The organism is Alcanivorax sp. (assembly GCF_019431375.1).
Lineage (GTDB): Bacteria > Pseudomonadota > Gammaproteobacteria > Pseudomonadales > Alcanivoracaceae > Alcanivorax > Alcanivorax jadensis_A.
Window position 1 is genome coordinate 2482501 of sequence record NZ_CP080267.1, and the last position, 26977, is coordinate 2509477.

Sequence of the window (26977 nt, forward strand, 5' to 3'; positions counted from 1 at the left end):
CGAGCCACAACTATTGCAAGCCTGAAACCACATATTCAAACCACAACTCCATCAACCTAGTCTCTTCGTCCTGCAGATCACCGGCAGGGTAATTCAGGCCGACGTCAATACCCTCCTCATACTGGGAGAATCGCACCATAGGGAAATGCTGGTTCAGAACAAGCCCGGCCATCAAACTGTCTGCGGGGATATCTGTTAAATCCAGCCTGTTACGCACAAGGGTTAGAGCGTCTGCCTCCAAGCCCACTGAAAGGCCCACAGTTTGGCCATTTTCATGCCATTCCAGTCTCTTACCGCTGCCAACCTTGCTATGCCCCCCATCCCGGAAGCCGCTTGCCATAAAATGACCAGTGGAAGAAGCCTCGCCTGGCTCAAGATCCTGAGCCCCGTCATGAATAAACAGCTCGAGTTCATCGGAAAAGGCCTTCAATTGGTCGAACGCCATCTGCACCTCATGTAGAGACAGGTGCTGAAGGGTACCTTCCTTTACAAAAAGCGGCAGATCGATGCGTGCGGCAAGATACAGATAGCTATTGTCAGATTTCTCATCCAGCGTCAGTTTCGGTAACGCATACTGCTCGTTCAGGGCTGCAATCTTTTCCTCCAGCTTTCCAAAACGACCGTCTGAATGATTGAGAAATCTCGCCATCCCCGGCTTGTTCGCAATGGGGGAAACCAGGCTAACCAGGTAAGCCGTATCTGGGATCAATGCGGACAGTTCCGATGAGAACTCCAGATTGACAAAAATGGGTTGATGCCGATGGACACCGTCCCGAGCAATCTTGGGGTCAACCAGGTAGAGCGTATGGCGGGTATCCCCAGCTTCATCAATCACCTGAAAGAAATCCGTGTCAGGATTAACGACCCTCTTAACCAGGCGCTCAAGCCAGTTGAAGATTTGGTCATTATCATGAACAGCATAAGGCCGATAGGTGACAGCACAGGAATCACTGAATTTAGCGGGATATGGATCATTGACTGGCGCATCATCCCGATTTTTCGGGGTGCGTAAAAACTGCTTCCAGTTTTCCACAGAAGAATAATGAACTCTCTTGTCAAATCCGACCTGTAGACAATCATCCATTTGCTCTTCAACCCGATGTTTTCGCTCGATAAATGATCCGACCTGGTCTTCATCGATGGATCTCTGCAAATACGGATAGTAAATCTGCAGGTCCCTATTTGTCGCTGACTTCAATCTCTGATTGACGCACCCAAACAAACGATCCAGTCGCCCTACTCGCTGCTCGTTGTCGCCAGGTGAACCTGCCAATCCGTAGTGATGTACCTGATAGCACTGGATATGGAGATTAACCCCCTCCTGCAACACCGACGTAGACACCAGTACATTTGGATAAAACGGCGTGTTAAACCCGAGGATCAACCTTTGTCGACCCTCACTGTTTTCGCCGCTCGCGTACCAGGCCGGGCTGGTAAGCCGTTTCAGACTTGTCCAATCCCGCTGCCACTCGCGCAGCCCATGGTCAACGATTTTCCCACATAACGTTTCAAAGGTGCTCAGCGCAGACTCGAAATACTTCAACAACAGTGACCCCGGCAGTTTCGGGGTCACCCATTTCACAAAATGTCGGTATGCACGCTGGACGTCCCTCTCCTTTCGTCCCATTTTCTGAAGCCTGAATTGAACAAACCAGCAATAGAGCTCAACGATCACAGGACTGGCGTACAACATCCCGGCCTTGATGTAGTTGGCGAAGTTTTCGGCCACTTCCCTGTCATTTTTCGCCCAGGACTCCAGTTTGCTTCGGCTCTCGGCGTTCAATAGTGGATAAACCAATGCCCATACGGTCTTTAGCTCATTCTCATACTGGGCCGAAGGCGGCTCCCGTGAACCTAGCGCGGATTTCAGGGCGACAGACGATCCCCAGGCTGAAATACGGGTGAACATCGCCGCGTTACCGTAATCAGCCCTGCGGCTACCATCCTGTAGGTAGAAGGCGTGATAACCCGCATCCAGATAGTCACTGGAGGGCTCCAGGAATAACGAAAAAAGGCTCTCGGGCTTGACGAATCTCAAGCGCACATTCGCGCAATCCGTCTGCCCACCCAGCTCTTTCTTGACGACAAACAACTCGGCAATGCGGGAGGACAGATAATCGTTGTCATCCGTCACTTCGCTACCGCCTTCGTCTTCCAGATAGGCTTCCTCTAACTCGATGTCCTGGTCCAAGCCACTCAACAAGGATTTAAATCCTTCTCTGGACCATTGCTGTCGCCCCCATGTCTGGACTCGCTCGTCGTTCCACTCAAGCCCCCAGGCCTGAACGATCTGGCTGGCAAGAAGGCGGTCGTATCCAGCATTGACCCTTTGCGTCAGCTCCCTCACTGACGGAATACGGCGCACAAAGATCAGGTGCTTGTCATCTGTCAGGCATTTCTTGTCTTCGTAGAAGGTAACAGGGAGACATTGGCCAACGATTTCCCCATATTTGGGGTGATCCGGGAAGTCGTTAAGCGTATCGAAGTAATCCTGAGTCAGCCTTTTCAGAAGTTCGGTGTCCTTCGCCTTTGAGAAGTCCTCCTTGTAGGCGTCCTCAATGTCACCCTCACTCCCATCACTTTTGCCCACATCCCCCTCGGGTCTGCGCCCCATGGACTCGAACCCTTCAAGGTACCCGTACATGAGGGACCGGCCTTCTTTCTGCTTCTTGAGATCTGAAACCAGGCGTTTCTGGTACAGCGCAAAGAACATTTCCCCATTGGGTCGCCCTTCAAAGTCGGACGCCAACGGCTTTTCATGACGGTAATGAAGCTTGCTATGGAGCCCTCCAGCCCCCTCCATCAGACGCAAGCGTCGCAGCGCATAACGTTGTAACAAGGCCCTGGCCAACTCCGGCTCGTTCATCTTTCCATGTGGATCAACGTCCTGAAGATCGACAAAATACGAAAGGATGCCCTGCACATTGCTCAAGCGGGTATGACTCGGCGTCGCGGTCAACAGTAGATTGTGATTGCCCAGCCGATCACCTTCTTCACCAAACAACGCTTTTGCCGCGGCCACACGCTGCGATCCTCCGTCGAGGTTGCGCAGATAATGGGCCTCATCAACGATCACCAGGTCAAAGCCGTCATCTCCCAGCACTGTTTTGAGCCGTCGACGGATCTTTTTCGCTGCCCGCCTGGCCTTAGCCGGAAGATCCCCTTCTCTCTTATCTTCGCCCTTAACAAGACCGCTGAGCGACGTAATCGTTGTCAGAAAAAGGTGGCCTGCCCCTTGCTCAACGTTTTCAACCAGTTCATCCAGCTTGAAACACATACGCACAGAAGGAATGGGCCCGCCATCCACAAAATTCCTTACACAGTGATCGGTCTCGCGATAATGGCGATGAACAAAGGTCTCAAACTCTCGCCGCCAGTGACGACAGATTTCGCGGTTCGGTGCCATCACCAGGACTTTGCTACCCGGCTTCATCTTCCAGAGTAATGCCGCCACCCCCAAGGCCTGGAACGTCTTACCCATGCCGACTTCGTCAGCCAGCAGGGCCACCCCGTTGCTGGACAGCAAATTCCAGAGGTAGGCAACACCTTCCGTTTGTTTGGCCGCCATAGACTCGCGATTATCGGAGGCGTACTGCCAATCAGGGTTTCGTCCCTCAAAGTTGATGGAATCGCTCACCAGCTCTGGACTGAGCAGCCCCCAATCCTGGTTCCGTAACGTCATACAATCCCCCAGCTGCGCCGCATGCCTTTGTACTCTTGCAGCAATAACGCCCGATACCGATTGTCTGTTTTCTCGGGCAACCCGGGAATTGCAACATTGAGGTCATTCCAGCGGGAGAGATGAATGCTTTCGTCTGCAGGGATCAGGGCCTTGCGGCATCGGCGCGCCAATTCGCACAGCTCATTGACTTCCATGGCCAGAAACCAGTTGAAGACAGAGCACTCAGCATTCTCGATACGCTCACGAGTCTTCACCACCAATTCCTCCAGGCAGCCAGGGCGGGTAAAGCCCCACTGTTCCAACCCTCGCATCGACTGAATGCCACGCAGCTGGGCCGCGTACTGGAACGTTGCCGCAAACAGCCGGAAATAACTGATGTCATCCAACCCTGAGGAGGCATCTTCAGCTTGCGAATCATCCTTACTGTAGAAGGGGCGATCCACTTGAATTTCGCCATTCTCCTCCTCCCACACACGGAAATCAGCATCATCCAGGGACGGCTCAGCGCCCTCATGAGCCATCGCATCAAGCAGTGATTTCAAATCGCCATACTGTTGCGCCCGCCGGTTAGTTACCGCGGTTTCGATCAGCAGGCCAGTGCCACAAGACTTGCCTTCCCTGAAAACCGCATATCTATGCTCGGTCAGCAGGTTGCGGGTATCCGATATGGATATCTCGATAGCTTCGAGCCTGCGCGCCTTCGGCATCCAGCGCAGTTCGACAGGCTGCTCCATTGAGGGAAGCTTGACGCTGTAGCCTGATTCGGGGTTCCCGCGCCTGTTCCACACGCCACTGATGCTGTAAGTCAAACGTCCCCAGTGAAACTCCACACGCAGATCAAAGGGCAACGCCTCAGGCACATCCAGCGCCTCAGCCTTAAGTTCTGACTCTGTTGCGAACAGATCGTCAACGACTTCAATTTCTAAACCCAGGTAAGCGCTGAGATCACTCTTGTCGGCAAAGATCAGCCCAGCCTCAATATTGATTTGTGCCGACTCATCTTCAATACCCCAAGCCGTATTTGCCCCAGGCCCGGTGAAATTCCAGGAGCCAATGGCCAGGTGAGAATCGGTTTTCCAGAGCTTCGCATGGGTCATCGTTATGCGCTCATCCCCGGCAACAGGAAACTGATAGAAGGTGAGAGCCTCGTCATCCACCAACGCTTGCAGAGCTTCACTCCAGGCGGTCCGCAAGTAACGCCCTTCCACGCGATCCGCCACCAGATGCACATGAATATCAGGCTGCTCAAACCTCGTCCTGACGGTATCAATCAGTGCCGCAAGGTCTTTCGACAGGTAGGGAGACCATACGGCCAACGTGGGGTGCTGCCACTCGCCTAGGAGCTGATTGAGAAACGACACATCCTGGAAGCTATGGCAGAACCTCGCCCTGGGTTTAGTTCGGTCAAACTTCCTCTTCTTCACCAATGGGAAATTCTCACCCACATTCTGGAAGAGGACATGAAAAAAATCCCAAGCCGAATGATACATTTCCTCTTCGTCCAGTGGGACAAACTGAAACACCTCTCGATTGCGCCCCCAACCACTTACGGTCAGATTGGCGCTGCCCGAGCCGAGGACGCGGCCATCCTTACCCTCGATATAGATGACTTTGGCATGAAACAGGCTTTCCTCATTAAAACCCATTTCCGCTATTCCAGAACCCTCTGAATCCTTTTTGCTGGGAGAGATGCCATGAACGGGTATCAATGTGCGCTTATTCTGGTCAGGGCTGATAAACCGCTTATCGCAGAACACCCGAAAATCTATACCCCGCTCATTGAGCTCCAGTTGCAAGGCTTCATAATCCATTCGGGTACGTGGAATCTCCGCGCCCAGAACGGTTGGCAGGATATAGGTCTCAATGAACTCGATATCGATATTGAAGCTCGTCAGCCAAACACGCTTGAGATCACCGCACGCAGCTAACTGACTGGCGAAGGTTTTCAGCAGGATCATGCCGTCACCCCACGAAAGCCATCCACCAGGTTTCTGAACTGGGGAAGATAGTAACGATTCACCCAACTCCCAGGAGCTCGCTTATCCTTGTCAGGAAGTGGCTGCGTACGCGCCTCCACCTGGATCAAATCCGCTGATTTGGTAGCTACCCAAGGGAACTGGCCCCGGCTACGCATGACGCCTGCGTGATACTCCAGCAATCCCCTTAGCTGTTCTTCCACTGTCTCCAGCGACGCCGCCATCAGTAGTTTCTCAAGACGGGCCGCCGCCGTGCCCTTGATGGCTCCGAGCAAGCTGGAAAACTCCCGAATCCGTACCGCCAGCATGGGTAGTGTCGTCTCATCCCGTGCCATTCCCCGCCACAAGGCTTCCACCTCAGCCATACGCTGATTGCGCCGATGCAGCGACAGCTTAAACAGAAGATCCACCTCAGCCAGCAAGGGCTCCAAGGTAAGAATATGCTGAATCATACGGACCGCATCATCGTCACCCAGTTTGATGCACCGCTTTTCAGCCAGCCTGAACAGTTGCTCATCTGCCAACCGCACTTCTCCATCATCGGCTGCATGTTCATTAAGCTCACTCAGCAGCGCCCCTGCAGCACCATGGTCCAGGCCTGTTAGCTCCAGCCAGAATGCGCGGGTTTCTGCCCCCACCCTGCCAGGCGATGCATAAGCATCTTGGTAGGCTTTCTTAAGGCTTGATGGAACGGCATTAAATGAATAGCGAGGGGGTGAAGAGGCCTTGGTGGTACTGGCGTTTATCAAAGACGCCAAATGGGCCCGGGCGGCGTCGTAAACCGCCCTCAACCGGACACTTCTCTGGAAGAGCTGGTCAGCTCGCGCCCATAATCCGTCGGATTCTGGGAGATGGTAGTGGTAATGCGTGTCAAAAAAGCCGATCTCCATAAATGGAGTCTTGTACCGACCGCTTACCCCCAAGCTAAGCTGACGAACAAGTAAATGCGCATCCTTGGTGTGACTGAGCACCAGCTCCGGGTTGCCTTTACTCTCCTCGAGAGCCTTACGCCCTTTGCTACCGCCCAGAATCCCACCGGTCTCCACACCCGCTCCGCCTTCGGCGCTGATCAGTGAATAGGAAAAGATGTTCTCCAGGTAGATCAGGCAGGCCTGCCGGAAGCTCAGACTGTGCTTGTCGCCAATGGCACTCTCCAGCGCCCTGGAAACCACCACCGAATCATCATCGATCAGGTCACGGATTATGCGGTGATTCATAAGGTTCAGGGTGTAATTTCGCACATCATTGGATATGGAATTCACCCGGTTTCGGAACACATGGCCACCAAAGGCAGACCAGATAACCAGCACCCCCAGGGGATCAATATAGGTATCACCCAGCAGGCTCTCATCGTAATCGGTAACAAACTGGCTTAACTGCACTGTGTGGCTCCCTGCTCACAGTTATTCTCATTATTCTACTTATCTGGCACTGCGGTGACTCACCACCCTAGCCACCCCACATTCTTTAGCGAAGTCACCCGACACCATTTCGTAGTCTCGACTGGAAAAACGCATTCCATTCTATGCCCAAGAAAAACCATCAACGTTTTATGCTCAATAACCTTTCTTATCAATTAATCCGAATCTGAAAGAGCACTGAAGAGCTTTCCAAGGTATGCATCTGGCCCGTCTTCCATAAACAGCACATGCCGCTTCTCGAGCTCATCCTTCTGACAAGCCCCACCCACATTCAGAAGATCCGAGAAATTCGTAGGCGAAAGAATAAATGCATTCAGAACCAGTGCCGAATCACCCTGTTTTTCCTGGGTGGCCAGTGTCGACTCAAGGGTTTTCACTTCCTTGTACAGGCCCAATTTGGGGTGGGACAGGTCCAGATTTCGAAGGCCCTTGGGATCCACAAATGTCAGCCATTGCTTTCCGGTCTTCTCATCAACGAGCCAGAGCAGGAAATCAGGGTAGAAGTTGCCTGCCAAAGCAAACCCCAGCCCCTTTTTCTCGCTATCTGCATTACGCATCAAATAGAGGCTGCGAGGGCCGATCACCTGCTTTCCTTTATCAGAGTTGTAGAACGCTTCAAGATCCCGGACGAACTGCCATTCACTGGGTGCATCAAATGCCAACGGGCGCAACTTCAGAGGCACGGCGTCCTTGTCTTCCAGCGCTAGCAGCGGGTAGTAAAGGTGGCGATCAAAACTGATCGCCACCATGTTTGGCGCACTCCACTGGCTGGCCTCGCCGATCTTGCCTTCCGCCACCAACTGTTTCAGCACTTCCAGCCTTTCCTTGTACTCCAGGCCATCGTCGCTGTTGTCAATCTCAAACTGATAGAGCTTGAGCATCGAGCCATGGTCTTCGTCTATGTGCGTAATGTCGTAAAACTGGCCTTCATAGCCTTTCTTAAGTGCGTTATAGAATCTGTCGGTGTAATCGATCAGCAGGCGGATAAGAATGTCTTCCTGCTTGCGGATATTGTGGATGCTCCGGACGGCCAGCTCGGTCGCTGGAATGAACAAGGTGTACCAGTCAGCGTTGCCAGCACAGAAATCAATCAATTTCTGGCGATCCAAACGCAGGTTGCTCCAGCTGCGCTGGATTTTGTACTCCTGCAAGGCCAAATAGATACGGTCCCAGTCAAACAGGCTGAACATGTCGGAATTCAGCTTGCCTTTGTGTCTCGCCTCGGCAGTGCTTTCTGCCACTCTGCCTCGCGTTCCCGCGCCGGGCGTATTAATCGCTTCCACGCGTGGATAGAGATCCAGCACCACATGGGGTGGTTTAATCTTGTCCTTGAATGCTTCAGGAATCTCGTACAACCAGGGGAAGTGAGTGCGTTTAAAGCCGAGTTTCTGGTTGTCCTTGTAACCATCCTTCAGAGCCAGCGTTTTGAGCTTGCCCGCAGGGAGATTGGCGCGGGTAGGGAAATCCAGCTCCAGTATTTCATCGCTGGGGGTGATTCCCTCTTCACGCAGGTAATCCTTGAAAGCCGCCATGTAATTGGCGCGCACGCCGAAAATATTGAGTGTTTCGAGTTTATCCAGATGAACACCCTTCGGGCGCTCTTCGGCTGTTGTCCGCTTGAGAGAAAAGCCTTTGCCCTTAAGACGAACGCCACGACCGAACAACTGGATAATCTGGCTACCCTCGCCTCTCCCCATATTGAGAAGACCCATGGTCGATACACGCCAACTGCTCCAGCCTTCAGTAAACTTGCGCGAACCAATCAGAACATTCAGCTCGCTATCCTTGTTGTTCAACGTGCCAAACAGGGCACCGCCGAAATCATCCCGTTCACTATCGAAGTCGTCGGCGTCCTCGGCCAGACCGTAGAACTTGCCGTCATCACCAATGTTGATCAGGCCGAAAGGATCCGCGTCGCCCACCCGAAGCGCCAGCTCGCCTTTACTGCTGCGGATATTGACTAGCTTTAGCCGCTGCCTGGCTGGGGCATTGAATACCCGGCGCAGAATGTCCGCATAGAGCTCATCGACACGGTCGGCGAACGGCATCAAAGGCGTGAACCGGCCTTTGAAAATGTTATTACCCTTGGCGTCCAGGATCTGGGCACGGTCAGCGATCAGATCGGCCAGCCAGGTTTTGACCTGGACATCGTCATTCAGGAAGTTAGCCAGGAAGCGCACCACTTCCAAAATGTCGGATTCCTCACCGGAAACGGTATTACCGACAAATACCCAGAGCGGCTTTTCGATATTGAAATCACTAATCTTGTCGCGATGGGTACTCCACAGCCATAGCTGTTGATAGAAAGACAATAAACAAGCAGTGAAATACTTGGCAGCGTTGTCTGCCTGCTCGTAGGCCTCCCCATCCATGTTGAGGATGAGTGATTCCTTGCCATACCCATCGTCATAGAAAAACTTGTAGGAGTAATCGAACAGGATGCACTTGGCATAAATCTCACGGGTGGCAGTGACCCGGGCCAGGCGCTTTTCTTCGTGGGTCAGGGCCAGCTGTGCAAGTTCATCCGGCTCCAGCTTCCTCAGGTTGCCCGTCTGGAACAGCGTTTTGGCGCGCTTCTTCTGGATTTCCAGCTCTGCAGCGTCAACGGTGCTACCCTTGGCGACCGCCTGCCCAAAGGTGGCAGAGTACTCAAAGGCAAAGCCACCACGTACCAGCGCCTCGCGGCGGCTCATCCACGCCCCGGCAGCTGTACCCGTGCCTCGGTGCCCTTCGTCGACCAGCACCAGGTTATTGCCCTCGAAAGCATCGACGGCAACGGTCTTTTCCCCCATCTCCTCACCGAGCTTGTTGATATCGATGATCTCAACCATCCCCGGGAAGCGCATGGTCTGATTCTTGTTGAAGTGCTGTGCTGTAAAGCCAGATAGCTTCAGCTCTTCCAAATGCTGGCGCGATAGACCCTCATTGGGCGTCAGCAGGATAATCTTGTCGGGATAGCCGTCACCCCTGCCGCCCTGATAGTAGTGCAGGTACTGTTTGATATTAACGTGCAGCAACAAGGTCTTCCCACTGCCCGTGGCATTCCAGAAGGCCACCTTGTTGAGATCGTCAACGATGAAGTCCCGGAACGGCTCAGCGCCTGCTTCTTCTCGGTACCCGGCCATCTCTTCATTCAGGCCATCGAGCAGCGCCTGACGCCGGTTGAAATACCAATCCAGATAGATCTCGGTGAATAACAGCGACAGATACTGGAAGTACTTCATCTGCAGCTCATGACCCTCCTGCTTGCTGCGCTCGGCGGTTATGTCCTGCCAGAAGCAGACGATATTCAGGTCGTATCGGCGCAGATCTGTCTCCGACACCAGATTGGGATTGAACAGGCCATGCATCAACTGGTGAAAGAAACGCGTCTGCCCGTCTTCATCAATACCCTCAAAGCGATCCTCGCCGAGGCGCATTTTCAGGCCGGCTAGCTTGTCGATATTGAAGAACTTGAGCATCCAGCGATTCAGCACAAGCTCCTGATGGAAGCTGCGTTTTTGGGCAGTAGCCTTTTTGCGTGCTGCCGCCATTACACGTCCTCCACGGAAAACATGCGCTCCAGAAACTCAGGTTCGATCTGGCGTAACTTGAGAACGCGCGTAGCGCCGCCTTCCTCAGCAGTCTGGGTGAGCACGGTGGGGATATTGTGATCACCGTTGATGTAGACCACGTCGAACTCGTTATCCGCAGGGTTGATAGCAAGCTTGTCACACAGACGGCTGACGCCTTCGTAATCCAGCAACTCACAGTCACGCCACAACACCAGGCAGCTCTCGCCACTGGGCAGCACGCCAGTAACGGTCACAAAGCCCCGCTCTGGCTGTGCATCTATATGCTTAACCCGCAGGCCGATCAGGTAGTTAAAGGTTTCGACCAGATCGATCTTGCGCGGCTCGAAGGCACCCGCAGAATCCACGGCAACATTGAGGGTGTAGTCAAAGGGTTTCCTGAAGTCCTCGACTGACAGCAGCGAGCCACGGCTTTCAACCTCCAGCACGTAGTTGAGCAGGTAGTCGTCCTTGGCCTGCTGCGGCAGTGTGTTCAGCAGATCGCCCTGATCGGCGGAGCGGCGCAGTTGGAGGTTGTTCAGGGTGTCTTCGTAGCTCTCTAGATAAAGCACCTTGAAGGTATGCGACATACCTTCGCTATTTGTGGACGGCCGACCATCTTTCCATGTTGGGCAGTAGACGACCTTCTGAATACGGGGCTTGATCACGCTATCAAAATAGTCGCCTTGTTCAACAAGCAGATACTTTCTTGATCCAGAATCTTTTCTATTCAGATTGATCAGTGCATGGCCGGTTGTTCCTGAGCCTGCAAAATAATCGACAACAAAGGAATCTTTTTTGGATGCACAGTTGATGTGCAATGCATCCTCAACTGCATTAATGCTCTTCGGGAACGAAAATCCGGCGCTTTCGCCGAAAAGAGCCTTAAGCAGTTTTGTTCCATGCGAAGATGCGTCGTATCTTGGGTTGACCCAAACGCTTTTAGGTCTTGTCCCATCTTTTATGCGGTCAATAAGTTGAACTTTCCATTCACCCTTTCGATTGGTTGAGAAATTTATCTCCCCCTTCCTCAAGTGCTCCAGAAAAGAGGGAGGGGTTTTTCTCCAAACCCGGTGATTACCCTCGCTGTCGATTGGGAGAATTTTTATGGCACCCTCAAATTCCTCGAGCGCAGCCTGTTTGGTCTCAGGGTTAAAGAAGATTGGGTAGTAAGAGTTTGGCCTCTCTTGGGGCGTCGAGTAACCGCCAGTCCTTAGAAAGTCTCTCCATTTAAAATTACCATCGCCATCTCCTAGGCTGTACTGGGCTGCCTGCTCGTCAGATAAGGGGAAAAAGTCAATATCTGCCTCGATAGCATTCTTCGCGTAGAACAGCAAATATTCATGGCTTGTTGCCAGATATTTGTCATTTGTTCGACCAGAAGGTTTGATTTCCACCACGAGATTGCCCAACCTATTTTCCGGCTGAAAAACGGCGTCAAGCAGACCTTCAAGATATGGGAGCTCATAGTCATCAATTGCACAACTCATGACTCCCGATTCCCTCAAAATACTAAGGGCGGGAGAGATGCGGCTTTGAATCATCGAAAGCCACGATGATTCCTTATATTGATTCTTGTAAACAAAACTGTTTTCAGAGGTATTGTAGGGTGGGTCGAGATAGATGTAGTCCACTGCATTCTTGTATCTCTGCGAAATAAGTTGGACCGCCTGAAAATTGTCGCCCTTAATTAATGTCCCGTCAATGGACGCATCTAGATCATCAACTGATGCAAGAAGTTGGGCCAGGAAATCCTTGTCAAACAAAGAGGTATCGACCGTCAAATGCGGATTCGCCTTGAGGAATGCAATGGTTCCAGGCAGCACATGTGACGCAACATCTTTGTTTGCGTCCTTGAGTAGTCTTAGGCTTGCCCACTGATTCCACTGCTTTTGGTTGGCGACGATCATCGGGTAAAGAGACTCCGGCACTCGATCCAGCGTGATGCAGTAGTGGCTAGAGACGACGAACTTTTTCTTCAGCCACAGCTTCTTCTGGAAGTCTTCCAACTGGGCCAGGAAAGTGATCAGCTCCAGCGCGATGCTGCGCAGGCACTGGATCATGCGCAGGTTCTTCTCGATGTCGGCGAACGCGCCCGCGTTTTGCACATCATCCAGATGCATGACTTCGTTCTTGATGTAGAAGTCCAACTCGCGACGGAGGAAACCGCCGAGATCCTTGTGGATGAAGTAGTCCGCCGTGTTCTTGGTGGTGTAGTCACTCAGGTGTTTTTCCAGCAGGGTGCGCTGCGGGTTCTTTTCGGTGGGCGCGCGGTTTCCCAGGGCCAGCCAGCGGGCCTTGACGGCTGCGTCCGCGAGCACGGCCTCTACAGCCTTGGTGACCAGCGCCTCCTGCTTGGTGCCTTTGGGCTGGACTGCGTACTCGAAGCGGATGATCAGCTCCTGATTGCCGTCACTGTTGGAGGCTTCCTCAACTGGCACCAGCTCTTCTTCGATCTCGTCGCCGTTTTCATCCACCCGGGCAATGGTCTTGGCTGCCACAAGGGCAAACCGACGCTCCTTGTCGTTATCCTTGCGATTGTCCTTGGCAGTATCGGCGGATATCAGGCGGAAATGCACCGTGCGTCCGTCTTCCAGCTTGAAGCTGTAGTTAGCAAAGTTCTCGCCGCTCTTGGTGTAATACTGATCCTTGTTGGCCCAGTGCAACATGACTTCTTCCCCGGAATAGGGAATGGCGTAGGTGTCGCCTTTGTAACGCCGCAGGCTGATAAAGTCGCCATTGTCGTAGTAGCGGGAGAAGAAGGTCAGCAGGTGCGAGAAAACAGCATTTTCGTGCTCGGATGCACCAACGGTGTATTCAGCCAGCTTTTGTCTTAGCTCCAGCACCTTGGGCACATTGTTCGGATCAAGACCATCAGCTGCGTACTGATCTTCCTTCTCCTTGAGCTCCCTGGCGATCTGCTCGCGCTGGGCTTCACTACCACTGCTCAGGGCTGCAGCGACCTTCTCAGCCAGCCGGTTCTCCAGATAGTCATTGATCTCGTCCGCACGCGCGTTAAGGATACGATAGATACCGAAATCCAGTTCCGGACGGTCGATCTGGAAGATCTCACGCAGTTTGGTAACGAGCTCTTGAAACTTGGCATTGTTCTTTGCAGTCATGTTTGTCGCCTTGGTCTTGAATGCGGTTGCTGCTACACCACCTGCCAGCGCAGGGTGAACAGGTTGTGTGTTTCGGTCTTTTCCTGCAGCCGCTGCTGCAGGGATTCGATCAGCTGGTCGCGCTGTTCGATGATCTCGTCTTCTACGGCGAAGATCTCTTGCCGTTGGCGACGTTGTTGTCGCTCAAGGCTGGAGATTTCCTTCTGGATATCGGACTGTTGTTGAAGCGTCTCCGCCTTGCGCGCATCACGCTTGAGCTGGGCGATACGGGCTTTGGTGTTCTTCAGTGCTTCTTCAGCGGCCATCAGCTTGTCGTCCGCCCAGCGCTCCAACTTGTCTCGCTCCTCATTAAACAAACGCTGATTGGCCTCAAGAATGGTGGCGATAACTGAGGCAATATGGCGGTCACTATTTTCTGACAGCCGTCCTGGCGGCACCGCCTCTGTCTTTACGGCAGCGTCTTTGGCCTCAATAGCCATGAGCTTTTCACAGATTTCCTGATCCAGCGACTGCCCGTCATCAGTCATACCGGAGAATAACAGTGCTTCAGTAGTCTCAAAGGCTGTCACTTGCAGCTTGTCGAGGCGCAGCCAACCGGATTTGCCAACCAGCCTCTCAACAAGGCTAATCTTGCTGGCATGATTTGCGTAATCAAATACGATCTGAGCCACAGGTGTCGACGCCGCCAGGCTCGTCTCCATGGTCCATTCACCAAGCGGGTGATTCAGGCGATAAGCGTGCGCAAGCATATCCGGCTGGGCAGCACCACGAATCAGCTGATAGCGACCTGAGGGAACAGGCGGGCTGATGTCGGCCGGAGATTGTGAAAGCGAGAATGCATAGGAGGCATGGTCAAAACGTGCCAGCTTCTCCAGAGCGTAACGGGTTACCCCCCAGAACCAACGACCCAGCTTGTCCAGCCGCGCTTCTGCTTCGTCCAGCTGCAGTTTGAGGCGATCATGGACATCTTCGTCAAAGTTCTCCAGAAGCTGGCTTTGTGTGTCCTTGATACGATCGTTGATCGCTTCTTCGAGCTCTGACTGCAGGGTGTTAAAGGCCTGCTCAATATCGTCAGGATGTCGACAAGTTTCATAGATCGTCAGGATGCGCTTTTCAAAGTCGATACCGCTTTCGATTCTGCCTAGCACCTCATCCGAGGCACCGAATACACCTGAGAAAAGATTGAATTTCTCGGACAGCAGCTCAAGTACGCGCTGGTCGGCATGGTTACGAGTGTTAAGAAAATTGATCACGACTACGTCGTATTTCTGGCCGTAACGATGACAACGGCCAATGCGCTGCTCAACGCGCTGGGGGTTCCAAGGCAAATCGTAATTGATCAACAGGGCGCAGAACTGAAGGTTTACGCCCTCTGCGGCCGCCTCTGTAGCAATCATGATGTCCGCGCCGGTTCCATCATCCTTGCGAAAGTGGTCAATCAGAGCAGTACGGCGATCCACCTGGGGAGAACCGGTAATACGGTCTGTGCCGTGATGATCTTTCAGCCATTGCTGATAAATGGTGGTGGCATCCGGGTGATTGTTGGTCCCACTGAACAGTGCCAACTTGCCTTCGTAACCCTGCGCACCAAGAAACTCGTACAAGTATTCCTGAGTCCGTCTGGATTCGGTAAAAATGATGGCTTTGCCGGGAGCCCCCAGCTCCACCATATTGCTGAAGCCCAGCTGCAAAGCCTTGAGCAAGGCCTGCGCTTTGGTATCGCTGCGCAGCTTCTGCGCCCAGCCGATGATGTCATCCAGCTCAGCGATTTCCTGCCGAATCTGATGTGCCTTTTGTTCCGGCTTGACAGGCTCAATCTGGAAGGCGCCGCTACCATCTTCAATACCGGTTGCTAACTGCAGATCCGCGATACCCTCTTCGCTGACATCATCAAGCCCTTCCTCAAGGTAGTCCGCCTCAAGGTCATCCTCTTCGACCCACTGCTCCAGCAAGTTGACTTGCTCGGCGGCGGATTCATCAGCGAGCATCTGCTCAAGCCGCGCCTTGATGGTGACGAGCGTACCAAGAATAGCCGGCGTACTCGAAGCAAGCAGCTTGCGCAGGATCAGCCCCGTCAGGTGACGCTGGCGCTTGGGCAATGCCCAGGACTCTTCACGAAGCAGGAATGCAGACACACGGTCATAAACTTCCTGTTCCTCGTCGGTAGGATTAAAGGGCTGGGTCAGCGCCTTGCGCTGGGTGTACTGAATATATTCCAGCACATCCTTGCGCAGTGTACGTTGGGTGAAGCCTGCCAACCGGGCACGCAGCTCATCCAAACCATTAGGGTTATTGAGGTACTGCTTCCGGAAGGCCTTTTCGTCACCAAACAAGTGCTCGTCAATCAGTGTCGACAAGCCATACAGCTCCATCAGGGAGTTTTGTAACGGTGTCGCCGTGAGCAACAGCTTCTTGCGCCCTTCCAATGCCCGGCGCATAGCCTGGCCAATGCGATTGCTGGCCCTGTGCGCGTTACGCAACTTGTGCGCCTCATCGATCACGACCACATCCCAAGCCACCGCCCGAAGCTCTGCTTCTAACCGGGCTGCAAACTGGTAAGACATGATGACGACCGACTTACCCGCCAGATGTTGAAGCGTATCCAGCACACTACCTGTTGACTGTTTACGCAGGGCAACGGCATCGAGGACCGTTGTCGGCACCGCAAACTTTTCCAACAGTTCTTGGGCCCACTGCTTGCGCAAGCTGGCCGGAGCAATAATCAGAAGCTTTCTGCGCCGCTCCGCCCATAGCTGGCAGAGCACCAGTGCGGCCTCAATAGTCTTACCCAGGCCGACCTCATCCGCCAACAAGACACCCTGCTGCAATGGGTTCCTCAGGGCGAACAAAGCCGCCTCGATCTGGTGAGGATTCAGGTCGACGCTCGCATCAAACAGGGACTGGGACAAGCGGTCGACGCCGTCACCAGCATATCCCCGCGTCAACTCGTGAGCGTAATATTTGGCGTGATGGGCTGTAATCAAGCCTCTTGCTCCCCTACCTTTGTGGATTGATCGACAATCCACCGCTCAATATCTATACGGCGGAACCGCCAGCTTCCACCCACCTTGAAGCCTGGCAACTTGCCCTCCGCGGCCAGCCTGTAGGCGGTCTTTTCCGCTAACTTTAGGTACGTCGCCACTTCTTTAAGCGTCAAAATTTCGTCGTCCACACTTTTCTCCGCCTGCCCACCGAGAGAATAGGGGAAAATTGAGGAACCGAGTACCTTACGCACATCAATTGCTCAAACTTTCAACATTCCTCGCCATCACCCCCAGATCCCGCCAGTTATCCGGGTGGCAGGTAAACAGCAGGATCTGGTGGCGCTGGGCGGCATCGTAGAGCACACGTTTCATGGCCTTGAGGCGCTCGGCGTCGCTGTGGACCAGGGCATCATCCAGGATGATCAGGGTTGGCTTATTAGCCTCTTGCAGGAGGTCGGCATAGGCTAGCCGGCTGATCAGGGCCATCTGCTCTCGTGCGCCGAAGCTGAGCTCATTAAACTGCCCGCGTTCTTCCCCACCGAGGCCCTTGCGGACCAAGACTTCCGGGATGAGGTTTTCATCCACATTGAGGGCGGCTTCCGGGAACAGAAGGCGCAGGTAGTGATTCAGGTGTTTTTGCAGGGGCGCCTGGAGTTGGCGCGTCAGCTCCAGGCGGTGCGCAGTCAGGCGAGTAAGCAGCAGATCCAGGGCGCCGGCTCGGCGCTCCAGCTCACGTTTGCGGCGGGCAGCCCTGTCCAGGGCGGTTTCCAGTTCTGCGCTTTGCTCTTCCAGGCCTTCCGCGCCGGCGGATTCAAGGCGAGCCTGAATCTGGATTAGTTCCCGCTGTCGTTCGTCTTCCTGCTTTTCTGCGGCATCTGCACTTTGAGTGAGTCGTCTCACGTCCTGCTCAAGCGCTTCCGGGTTGGCCTCATTGATCTGCGCTTCCCGTTTTTCAAGCTGGCTGGTCAAGCGGCTCTCGTTCGCTCGTAGCTCGGCCAGCTGTTCGCCTGCCTGCTTCTCGCGCTGTTTGCGGTCCGGGCCCTTTAGCTCATTGCTGAGTCGCTCCCATTCTTGCCGGGCACGGTTATGAGCTTGCTCAGCCAACAACAGTTCACTTTTCAGTGTTTGGTTTACTTCTTGCGCGCCTGCAAGCGCTTCTGCGGCGGATTCCAACTGCGCTTCGGCACGGGACGGAGATGGACTGTCTTCTTCCGGCTCTGGTAACGCCTGAATTTGAGGGGCGAGCGCATCTTTACGCGCCTGTTTCAGCTGCAGCTGATCAGACAGGGCTTCCAACCCCTCCGGGGCAAGCTCTTTGAGGACGGATTCATCCTGCTGGATGACTTGTTCCAGTGCATGCAGTTGCTTGAGTCGCTCTTCGGCCTCGGCGAGGGAAGCAACGCGTAAGCGAGACAGCAGACTCTCCTGCTCATCTGTCAGGCTCTGTTTGGCCCTGGCGATCTCGGCCACATCCTCACCGCCCGGCAGCACGCGTAGGGTGCCGACCCCTTTGATAGCTACTTCGCCGGGCTCGATCAGCAAGTGCTCGCTCTTCCCGGCCTGACTCTTCCCGTCCAGAGTGACGCTGTGGTCGTCGGTCAGGTCGAATTCCAGCCGGGTTGCCACGGCATCCTGCTGAATGGCCAGGCGATCCAGCTCAGAGACGACTTCCTTTAGCCGCTGAATGGTTTGTGGGTCGATCTGACTGGATTGCCGCTGTTGGCGGTTTTCCAGAAGCGCAGCATGCAGCGCTTTTGTCCGTTCGAGTTTGCTCTTGTCATTAACCAGCTCGCCCTCAATGCTTTCCAGCTCGCGGACCAGATCCGCCCGTTGCTGGTGCTGCTGGGCAAGCTTTAAGGCCTTGCGAGCGGCCTCGTGGTCCCGCTTTGCCTCTTCGAGAGCCGCTTCACTGGCAGGCCTGCGCTCCTCAAGGTTCGCTTGTTGTTGTTCCGCGGCTTCCTTCTCTTGCTGCCGTCGCTCCAGGTCCTGCTGTTGGCTCTGGAACCCTGCCAGCAAATCGAGGGTGGCCTGGATACTGGTTTGGCAGTCCTTAAACGCTTGCTGGTCCCGATCCTGCTCTTTCTGCCAAGACGCGACCTCATTCAACCTGGCTTCTGCTTCTTTAGCTTGCTTTCGGTAGCTCTCCCAAAGGCGCTCCTTTTCAGCCTGTAACTGCTCCTCTCTCAGCTGACCCAGGCGGTCCACCTGCTGGCGGTATTGCTGGATTCGCTCCTGCAGGGCGTCAAACTCAGCCTGAAGCGTATCCACTTCCTCAATGGTTTTGCCGTAATTGCCGGTGGGTTTGCCGGTTGCGGTCAACAGCTTGGCTCGCTCTGCCGTGACTCGGTTGATCAGTTCATCACCCGTGCTGCTGGCCACTTCGCCCAAATTGTCGCCAAGGGCGGCCTTCAAGTGTTGGCCGGCATGCTCTACCGGGGCCTGGATTTCCTGACCTGTGCCTTGGTCGATCCATAACAAGCCGGGGATACCCCATTGATCTGGACGGCTTGCCCCTCGCTTTGGCAACTCGAAACCCAGCAGATCCGCCAGCATGTCATCAGCCTCATCCCCACTGTAGGCCGCGCCATCTACGTTCAGGTCACAGCGTTTCTTTTTGAGGAAGCTTTTCACCAGTTTCCAGGACTGGCCTTTCCACTCAAAGTCCAGCTCCACGGTGGGCACCGCTGCCGAATCCCCCCAAGGCTGCAGGTCATCTACGCTGGAGGATTTATGGCGTTCAAAGAAGGCCGCCCGAATGGCCCGCACCAGGGTGCTTTTACCGGATTCATTGGGACCGGTGAACAGGTTGATCCCCGGCTCCAGACCCTTGATTTCCACAGGGGCTCGGAACTGGCGGAGTTGTTCGGCCTTGAGGCGCAGCAGTTTCATGCGTCACCTCCCTGGGCCTGCTTTTCCAGCAGAATAGAGGCGAGGATCGCGATGGCGTCTCTGGCGACTTCGCCGTTTTCACCCTCCTGCTGATCACGAAGCTCGGCGATTACGTCACCCACATAGCCATCGGCGTGGAGCGCAGCGATATCTTCATCCGTCGGCTGCAGGCTCAGGCCTGACAGGTCGTAGCCAAGGCTTCTGAAACGGGCTTCCGCCACAGACAAGGCGTGTTCCAGCTGCTGCTTGCCCAGCAGGCTGATTTCCCCTTCCAGGCGCAGGGCGACCACAGCCTGCTCAGGCTGCTCTTCAATTTTTGCGATGAGCTGATCCAGGTCTGATGACACAGCGAGGTGCTCTGACATCTGAATCCAGGGGTGGCGACCGACAGGGAGGGTTTCTACCTTCGGTTCTGCGCCCACTTCAGGGATATCCACCAGCAGCACATTGCCCGGGTCATTGCCACGGAAGCGATCCTGCTCCGGTGTGCCGCTGTACCAGGTACGCGGGTTGATCATTTTGGTGCCATGCCAATCGCCCAGCGCCAGATACTCCAGCCGTGCCGTCTCGGTTCTGTCTTGCGAAATAGGGTTGGGTGAGTCCACGTCTTCCGCCAGGATGCCCTGGACACTACCATGCGCCAGACCAATGCGTACAAGTCCCGCAGGGGTTTCCGCCTGATCAAACCAGCTGGTGAGATCGGATTGGGCATGCCGCTGGGTGAGTGGCGCCGGCAGGATAGCAAAGCCGGCGTCGGCAAATTCCAGCACTTCTGGCGACAGAGCCAGGTGAGCGTTCGCGGGGACAGCCCCAAGGCGCTGCGCCCGGGTCCAGACACTTTCGGCGAGTGCCGCATCATGGTTGCCGGGGATCATAATCCACGGTCCGGTGTAGCCGGCCATGGCATTAAACAAACGACGAACAGTACGATCCGATACCGTCTGCGCATCAAACACATCCCCCGCGACCAGCACCGCATCCACTGCGTGCTGCGTTGCCAGGTCAGCGATGCGCTCAACGACAGCAATACGGGCCTCAGCCAACGCCACCGCATCGTCTGGTGCGAAGGTGGTGTACTGGCGGCCTATTTGCCAGTCGGCGGTGTGGAGGAGTCGGGGCATTGGGTTTCCTTAAGGCGAACAGCAGGCATGGATCTTCCTGTGGTCAGGAGAACACATTCATGGATCTTCTACTGCAACTGAGCTGGCAAAAATCTTTGCACGCATCCTTCAATAACGCTGCAATCGTAGCGATCGGCCAACCTTACAGGTCAGCCGATCAGAACACAGATTAAATCTGAACAGCATCAACATTGCCGCTCAGGCGCTCGACAGCCTCCCTGTCCTTGATAAACAGCTCACATCCTTCAGTGATAGCAGCTATTTGCTCATCAATTTGAGAAAAAACAGCGTCTCTGGACTGCTGCATGAGTGATCGCGCTTCAGCCAGGATAGCTGAGCTAATATCTGCTGCGATTCCTTCAACAATCTGGTGCAAACCAACAACTTGTTTTTTCTGCGTTTCATTAAGTTTTTCCTGCTCTGAAGAGGCAATCCAGACTTCATAGATTGATACGGCAGCGGTGATAACCCAGCCGGCTTTTTGCGCCCAACCGCCAAGAGTTTTTTCCCACCTCCCCTTGATCCCTGGAATCTTGAACTTTCTGAGAAGAAGAAGGCCTTCCTTTAGGATATTATTGTCAATATTCTTGGCGCCAGTAAGAAGGGCATCCCCGATAGCCGCGCCGAGTTTTGATTCTTCACCGCCTTCCTCCATATCAATAGAAATATCCACCAATGCAGTTAGCTCACTCGCCAATTTATCACTGCGCTGCTGAATGAAATCTGATGTTGACGCCACAATCCCATCGGATATCGCCAAGATTCCACTTTCCGCCTCCGCCTTGCTGGCTGCACCGCTTATCACTGAGGCGATCTCGGACTTGGCGCGATTGGTCTCGGCCCGGATATGATTGGCCAGCTGAGAGTCCAACAAGGCGTATTGCCGCACCAGCTCACTTCTTTGATGCTGCAGGTCATTAAGATGGCTGTTTTCTGCCTCACCAGCTTCTGCGCTTATTGCATTTAGCAGTGGATCAACAAGACATTGCTGCAGATACTTTCTTAGCCGATCAAGATAGTGATGCTCATTATCAAATTCGCGCAACCATGACAGGAACCCGGATTCAAAACGAACGATTCCCGAATGCTCAGCCAAGGCATCAGAGCCCTTCAGGCGTGCTTTCAGTGCCGTTTTCACATTGACTGGGATAACAGGAATTTCGCCAATGCGCTGAAGGCTTATATCGTAGTTTCCGGCATAGTCAATCATGATGCCATTCAGGCGATCCAGCGCCTCAGGAAGCTCCTCCTCACCCAGCTCATGGTTGTATACGATGAAGACCTGCTTATCACGCTGCAGCATATTGAACATGCGCTCGTACACATCCTTCACATCCTGATCCCCTTGCCGTATCACAAAGAGGATAAGTTCTGAGCGGTTAATCTGTTCTTCAGTGACGGCCTCATGTTCTATAGGCGCATTAACGCCCGGGGTATCCAGTAGATAGCAGCCATTCCAGTAGTAGCGGTCGGCCTGTGATGTTTTGGGAATATCACCGATTGCGGCAACCTCTTCCATCTTCAACGCATTGATCAGACTGCTTTTTCCTGCGTTGTAACTGCCAAACAACATCACCTGAAGCAGAGACTCCCCTTTTTTTTGCTGATATTCCTTTTTCAGGACACTGGTCTGGTCCTCTCCCAGGTAGCGCGAGGCGATGTCGAACAGACCACCCAGGTTTTCCTCAATGCTATCTACGGCATTATTATTCATGTCCAATTCCTTCCTTGATGTTGTCCAGCGAATTCTCGAATACAGCGATCTCGGTTCTGATTCCTGCGGCACTCTTTGCCATCAATTCAAGCGCCTCATTCCATGGCGAAAATGTGCGATCAACAATACCTGGCAATTTCCCGTCAATTTTTTTAAGTGTGTCTTCAACCGCAGCGGAAGCATCCACACCTACTTTTTCGCTTACCATTCTTGTTTCGACCAGATATTCACCACCGGCCCCACCAAGCGCAGCTCCTACCGCCCCCCCAACAACTGTTCCCACTGGACCCAGCAGGCTACCGACCAAACCACCCACTACAGCCCCGGCACCGGAAGCCGCAGCCTGCATGGCTCTCCCCGTAACCCGGGCGTATGAAATTTCAACATCCTTAAAGTCACCAATGTCACTCTCGTCAATCTGAACAAGAATGGCATCAGCTTTACCTACAAAATGTTCCACGGAGTTTCGCAGCTCCGCCGCCAGGATTTCCGTTACCAGGGAATTGATCCGGGCCGCCAACAGTGCCCTATCCTTTCTTTCTTTCAATTCTTCCGCCCAATCCGTGACACTTTCAGCAAGCTCATGCTGCAACCGAGTCAGGGCCTCCAGGCGGCGCCGAGTCAGAGCCTGGCTCTCATCTGCGATCAATCGATCCAGCTCATCAATCCTTGGCAGCAGGGTGCTCTTTACTGATTCACCAACCGAGCGGTCGAGATAATTCACGATCTGCTGGCGAGCCTTGCGCGGCTTGTACTCGCTTGACTGACTGACAAGGCAAGCCATTTGGGCATCCAGCTCTGCAAGCCCGCTTTCTACCAGGCTCTCATCCGACTCACCCAGGGATTTATATGCATGAACCGATATTGATAGAGGCTTGCGGACCTCGGTTTGACTACCGAGTTTCTGTACCGCTCTGCTTTTGACATCATCTTCCTGTTCCCTGCGATTTTCAGGCGTCTTGTTGACGAGAAAGCTGATCAAATTACCTTCTTCATCACAGTCCTCTTCCCGGATATCACTTCGGGTAATCACGGGTAGCAAGGGTTTCCCGCTTTCCAACTCGATTCTCAGATCGTCCAGTTCCTGTACCTGTCCTGGTGACGTGGAGGGTGTGAGCCAGAGCACGGCATCTGCGCTATCGGTGAAACGACGAGTAAGCTCGCCATTCTCATCAGTCACTGAATGGAGGCCCGGAGAGTCCAGGAGCACCAGTTTCCCTCCAAGCTCGACACCCTGAATCCGCGCTGTGGTCTCGGTCACACCTTCCTTGAACGACTCCTCTGTATAGCGGATCTCACCCTCGTCCAGGTAAAAAAAACGAACATCCTTATTCTTAAACTGTGAGGCCACATAGTTACAAAGAGAGCTCTTTCCGGCGTTTACCTTGCCGAAAACGAGCAATATTGCCTTGTCCGAGAATTGCTCAGAGAGCTCACGCGTCGTTTTGCAGGCATCCCAGTCTTCAGCCCACTTTGCAACAGCCTCTGCAAGCTCCTTTTCAACTGCCTTGCCAGCCGCCATGAGAGGGTTACGTTTCTCCAGTCCGAGCTTGAAAGCCGTCTTTTCCTTCAACGCACCTACAAACCGGTCTCTAATGCCCAGCAGCTCACTCTCACTATCCGCAATGGCATTGAAGGATAGAGCGAACCCTTCTACAGATTTTCTGAGCTGGTTATTTGAATTCATTATTCAAATCCTCCAGCCTTGACAAGGCGACTTCCATTTCTTTCAATTCCACTTCCAGCGTGTTGATTTCTTCATTGAAAACGTGAAATTGTCTTGTTTCCTCAATCAGGGAAAGATCTATTTCAGCCTGTTTCCTTGATCTCGACTTTCCTGCACCATCAACATCTGCAGGAACCATCATGATGCCAAGAGCCGTCCCCAGCGCCGAAAAGGCTCTATCAAACTCTAGATCCAGACAGGCTGCCCCCAATCCATCTTCAAGTCTTTTGGCGAGCGACTCGGGATTTTCACCACCGTACTTCTTAGCAAGATTAGCCACGACGCGGCGGGAGTAGGCTTCCAGCTCTTTCTTCTTCTCTGATCTTTCTTTTCTGGCTCTGGATTTCTCAAGGCGCCTTTCCTCATCACGGACGCTGCTGCTCGACGAGCTGGACGACGAAGAGCTGTCATCAGATGAAAAAGCAACAGCCGCTGCGGCAGCGGCGACGACAGCACCGCCAATCAATAATGGTATTGCCATATCCGTCCCCTCCCTATACCAGGCCCAAATCTTCGGTTCGTTTCATTATCTTCTTTCTGGCAACATCAAAATCAGACCAGAAATCCTTCTCATGCTTTTCAAGATTTACCACGGCACTTTCAAGATCCGCATTTCGGTGATTGATCATCTCTTTCAACTCCACCCTCGCCTTTCTTACCAGGCGAAGCCCTTCCCTTCTTCTTGTATCACCGATGTTATTCTTTAGCTCCTCCAGGAACTCCAGAAACTCCTTCATGCCACTTGCTTTAATGAAGCCATCCTTGCCTTCCTGGATTCCCCTGGTATAGCGAAGGGACGAAACGCTGAAAATCTGCAAGTCAGGCAACTGCCTGCGAATTTCATTCTCCACATCTTCCAGGTTTTCAGGTGTCACCTGATCGATCTGGCTCAGAACGAGCATCATCTTTCCGCTATAATTCCTGTCCTGCTTCATCAACTTCCTGTAAAGCTGCATTTCACTGCGATCAAGCTCTCCAGCCTTGACGTTATGAACAAGACAAAGAATATCTGCACTCTCCAGCGCAGCTGTCATTGCCCGTTTGTCATCCACCCCCTGAACATCTGCATCCAGCCCTGGAGTATCAATCCAGATAACACTGTCATGATTGAACTCGCTGACTTCGGTGGTTTCCCGCTTGTCTGCAACCTTGAATACCTCCTTCCCCACCAAGGCATTTAATAGCGTACTTTTACCGTGGTTATACTTCCCGAAAGCAGCGATTTTAGGGCATTCGCCACCTTCCATCATGGCCGATATACGACGCAGGTTCTGCTTCGAACTCGGCAGCAACGCCTCAAGCATTGCCAGATCGTCACTCCAGTCTTTGTTTTTCTTCAAGGTCATAATCTGACTCTCCAAGCCTCCGGCATCCCTGCCGCTTCTTGCAACCTGTTACACATCTCAGCATTTCCGTGGTAGTAACCCTCACGGGACAGCCGACTTCTAAAAAATACCTGATATCCTTCATCCACCCGACAGGCAATTGGCCTATGCTCATATATCATGCAGCCAAGCTCTTCCCTGAAGTGAAAGCACACTCCATCACCACTGTGATATTCACGAAGCATCTCGACATTTCCGATATTCTGGCAACAAAGCCCACATCGGGTGCATGGAAAGCTCATAGGTGAATGAGCGCCTCACCCTGAATGAACAAGGAGAGAATGCTTTTCGCCCATTCTTTATAGACAACACCAAGATTCGGATTCAGCCCGAAGTGACTGACAATCACATCCAGAGTCTCTTCTTCTGATTTGTGCAAATGTCCATCTGAGAAAACCAGAGCCATTATTTCCAGTAATACAATTTTTTTGTGGCTTTCTTCCTGGAATACGTCCAACACTGCAGGCAAGCTAAAACCCTCCGGACTCCACTCCACATCATCGATCTGCATTTCCATGCAGTATTTGTCAATAATGTCTCTTTCCTTATCGCAGAATTCGTCATCCACATGGGCAATGTAGTGCGCCAAATGCAGGAAGGCGTCCTTTTCCTTAAGGGTAAGTCTGTTAAGAAACATCATTTCTCCTATGAGTTATTGTTCTTTCTCGTAGTTATTCTTTCACCACAATCAGCTGACAGGTTCCGGAATTCTCAACCCCGCACCACCGGATAACTCGCCTCTCCCCAAAGGGTATTCGGGCTATCCATCATGATTTCTATCACCGCCGGCACAAGCTCGCCCATGAGGTTTACACAATCGCGGATCTGGTCGCGGTTGACACTGCTGTTCCAGGTGGCACCGCCGTGGACCAGCTGGTTGCGCAGGGTATAGATGCGGCTGAGGACGATGGCCAGCAGGCGAGGGGTGTCCTGTTTAGCCAGGGCGATGTTGGCGGCTTTTTTGGCGGCATCGAAGCTGTGTTTCCACTGATCTTCGGTTTTCTGGCCTTTTTGGTAATCCCAGAAGCAGGAAAAGACGTAGGGGTTATCCAGCAGCACCCGAATGGCGTTGGGGTAGGCGGTCCAGACCAGGTCGTTGAGGCGTGCGCCGGTATCCAAATCATGGAGCTTCTTCAGGAACGCATTGAAGGTGCGCTGTTCGCTGAGGCCTTCGCGGTCGTCAATGTCGGTGGCATAGGCGGCGTTGAAGGCGATCCACAGGAAGATGAAGCGGCTGTCCGGGTCGGCTTCCTGTTCGGCGCGATTCAGCCAGCTGAGGGCGCGGTGGACGCGCAGGCCCAGGTTGTCGGGGTAGTTATCCCGTTCCTGGCGCTGACGGTTCTTTAGTGTGTTGTAGTCGATCCCCATGATTCTTCCTTTCCCCTGAATGACATCAAAGTGATGTC

15 protein-coding genes are annotated in these 26977 nt (G+C 53.5%); all 15 read right to left on the bottom strand.

Translation table 11 applies throughout. From position 1 onward, the window contains the following. Window positions 1-10: 10 nt before the first annotated feature. Window positions 11-3682 carry a DEAD/DEAH box helicase gene (locus KZ772_RS11615; RefSeq protein WP_290536731.1) on the bottom strand — a complete coding sequence of 1224 codons (3672 nt, stop codon included), beginning with the start codon at window positions 3680-3682 and terminating at the stop codon, window positions 11-13. Further along, window positions 3679-5640 carry a hypothetical protein gene (locus KZ772_RS11620; protein WP_290536732.1) on the bottom strand — a complete coding sequence of 654 codons (1962 nt, stop codon included), beginning with the start codon at window positions 5638-5640 and terminating at the stop codon, window positions 3679-3681. Before KZ772_RS11620 ends, KZ772_RS11615 begins: the two co-directional genes overlap by 4 nt. Then, the gene (locus KZ772_RS11625) at window positions 5637-7040 is read right to left on the bottom strand and encodes a hypothetical protein (RefSeq protein WP_290536733.1); all 1404 of its coding nucleotides are present in this window, start codon (window positions 7038-7040) and stop codon (window positions 5637-5639) included. The genes KZ772_RS11620 and KZ772_RS11625 overlap by 4 nt, the downstream gene beginning before the upstream one ends. 194 nt (window positions 7041-7234) lie before the next feature. Then, the gene (locus tag KZ772_RS11630; RefSeq protein ID WP_290536734.1) at window positions 7235-10612 is read right to left on the bottom strand and encodes a DEAD/DEAH box helicase family protein; all 3378 of its coding nucleotides are present in this window, start codon (window positions 10610-10612) and stop codon (window positions 7235-7237) included. After that, window positions 10612-13752 (bottom strand): site-specific DNA-methyltransferase, encoded by a 3141-nt coding sequence (locus KZ772_RS11635; RefSeq protein WP_290536735.1) that lies wholly within the window; start codon window positions 13750-13752, stop codon window positions 10612-10614. The genes KZ772_RS11630 and KZ772_RS11635 overlap by 1 nt, the downstream gene beginning before the upstream one ends. A 32-nt stretch (window positions 13753-13784) precedes the next feature. Further along, window positions 13785-16736, bottom strand: coding sequence for an SNF2-related protein (locus KZ772_RS11640; protein WP_290536736.1), 2952 nt, complete (start codon window positions 16734-16736; stop codon window positions 13785-13787). After that, window positions 16733-16924, bottom strand: a complete 192-nt coding sequence (locus KZ772_RS11645) for a helix-turn-helix domain-containing protein (protein ID WP_290536737.1) — start codon at window positions 16922-16924, stop codon at window positions 16733-16735. Before KZ772_RS11645 ends, KZ772_RS11640 begins: the two co-directional genes overlap by 4 nt. Window positions 16925-16988: 64 nt before the next feature. After that, window positions 16989-19625 carry an AAA family ATPase gene (locus tag KZ772_RS11650; protein WP_290536738.1) on the bottom strand — a complete coding sequence of 879 codons (2637 nt, stop codon included), beginning with the start codon at window positions 19623-19625 and terminating at the stop codon, window positions 16989-16991. Continuing rightward, on the bottom strand, window positions 19622-20746 hold the full coding sequence (locus KZ772_RS11655; RefSeq protein ID WP_290536739.1) for a DNA repair exonuclease: 1125 nt from the start codon (window positions 20744-20746) through the stop codon (window positions 19622-19624). Before KZ772_RS11655 ends, KZ772_RS11650 begins: the two co-directional genes overlap by 4 nt. A 169-nt stretch (window positions 20747-20915) precedes the next feature. Further along, entirely contained in the window at window positions 20916-22460 is a 1545-nt protein-coding gene (locus KZ772_RS11660; RefSeq protein ID WP_290536740.1) for a GTPase, read from the bottom strand. Continuing rightward, window positions 22453-24147 carry a GTPase gene (locus KZ772_RS11665; RefSeq protein WP_290536741.1) on the bottom strand — a complete coding sequence of 565 codons (1695 nt, stop codon included), beginning with the start codon at window positions 24145-24147 and terminating at the stop codon, window positions 22453-22455. The genes KZ772_RS11660 and KZ772_RS11665 overlap by 8 nt, the downstream gene beginning before the upstream one ends. Continuing rightward, entirely contained in the window at window positions 24134-24667 is a 534-nt protein-coding gene (locus tag KZ772_RS11670; RefSeq protein ID WP_290536742.1) for a hypothetical protein, read from the bottom strand. The genes KZ772_RS11665 and KZ772_RS11670 overlap by 14 nt, the downstream gene beginning before the upstream one ends. Window positions 24668-24680: 13 nt before the next feature. Then, window positions 24681-25532, bottom strand: a complete 852-nt coding sequence (locus KZ772_RS11675; RefSeq protein WP_290536743.1) for a GTPase — start codon at window positions 25530-25532, stop codon at window positions 24681-24683. A 277-nt stretch (window positions 25533-25809) separates the two neighbouring features. After that, window positions 25810-26211 (bottom strand): hypothetical protein, encoded by a 402-nt coding sequence (locus KZ772_RS11680; protein WP_290536744.1) that lies wholly within the window; start codon window positions 26209-26211, stop codon window positions 25810-25812. Between the two features lie 71 nt (window positions 26212-26282). After that, window positions 26283-26939, bottom strand: coding sequence for a HEPN domain-containing protein (locus tag KZ772_RS11685; protein ID WP_290536745.1), 657 nt, complete (start codon window positions 26937-26939; stop codon window positions 26283-26285). Window positions 26940-26977 lie beyond the last annotated feature (38 nt).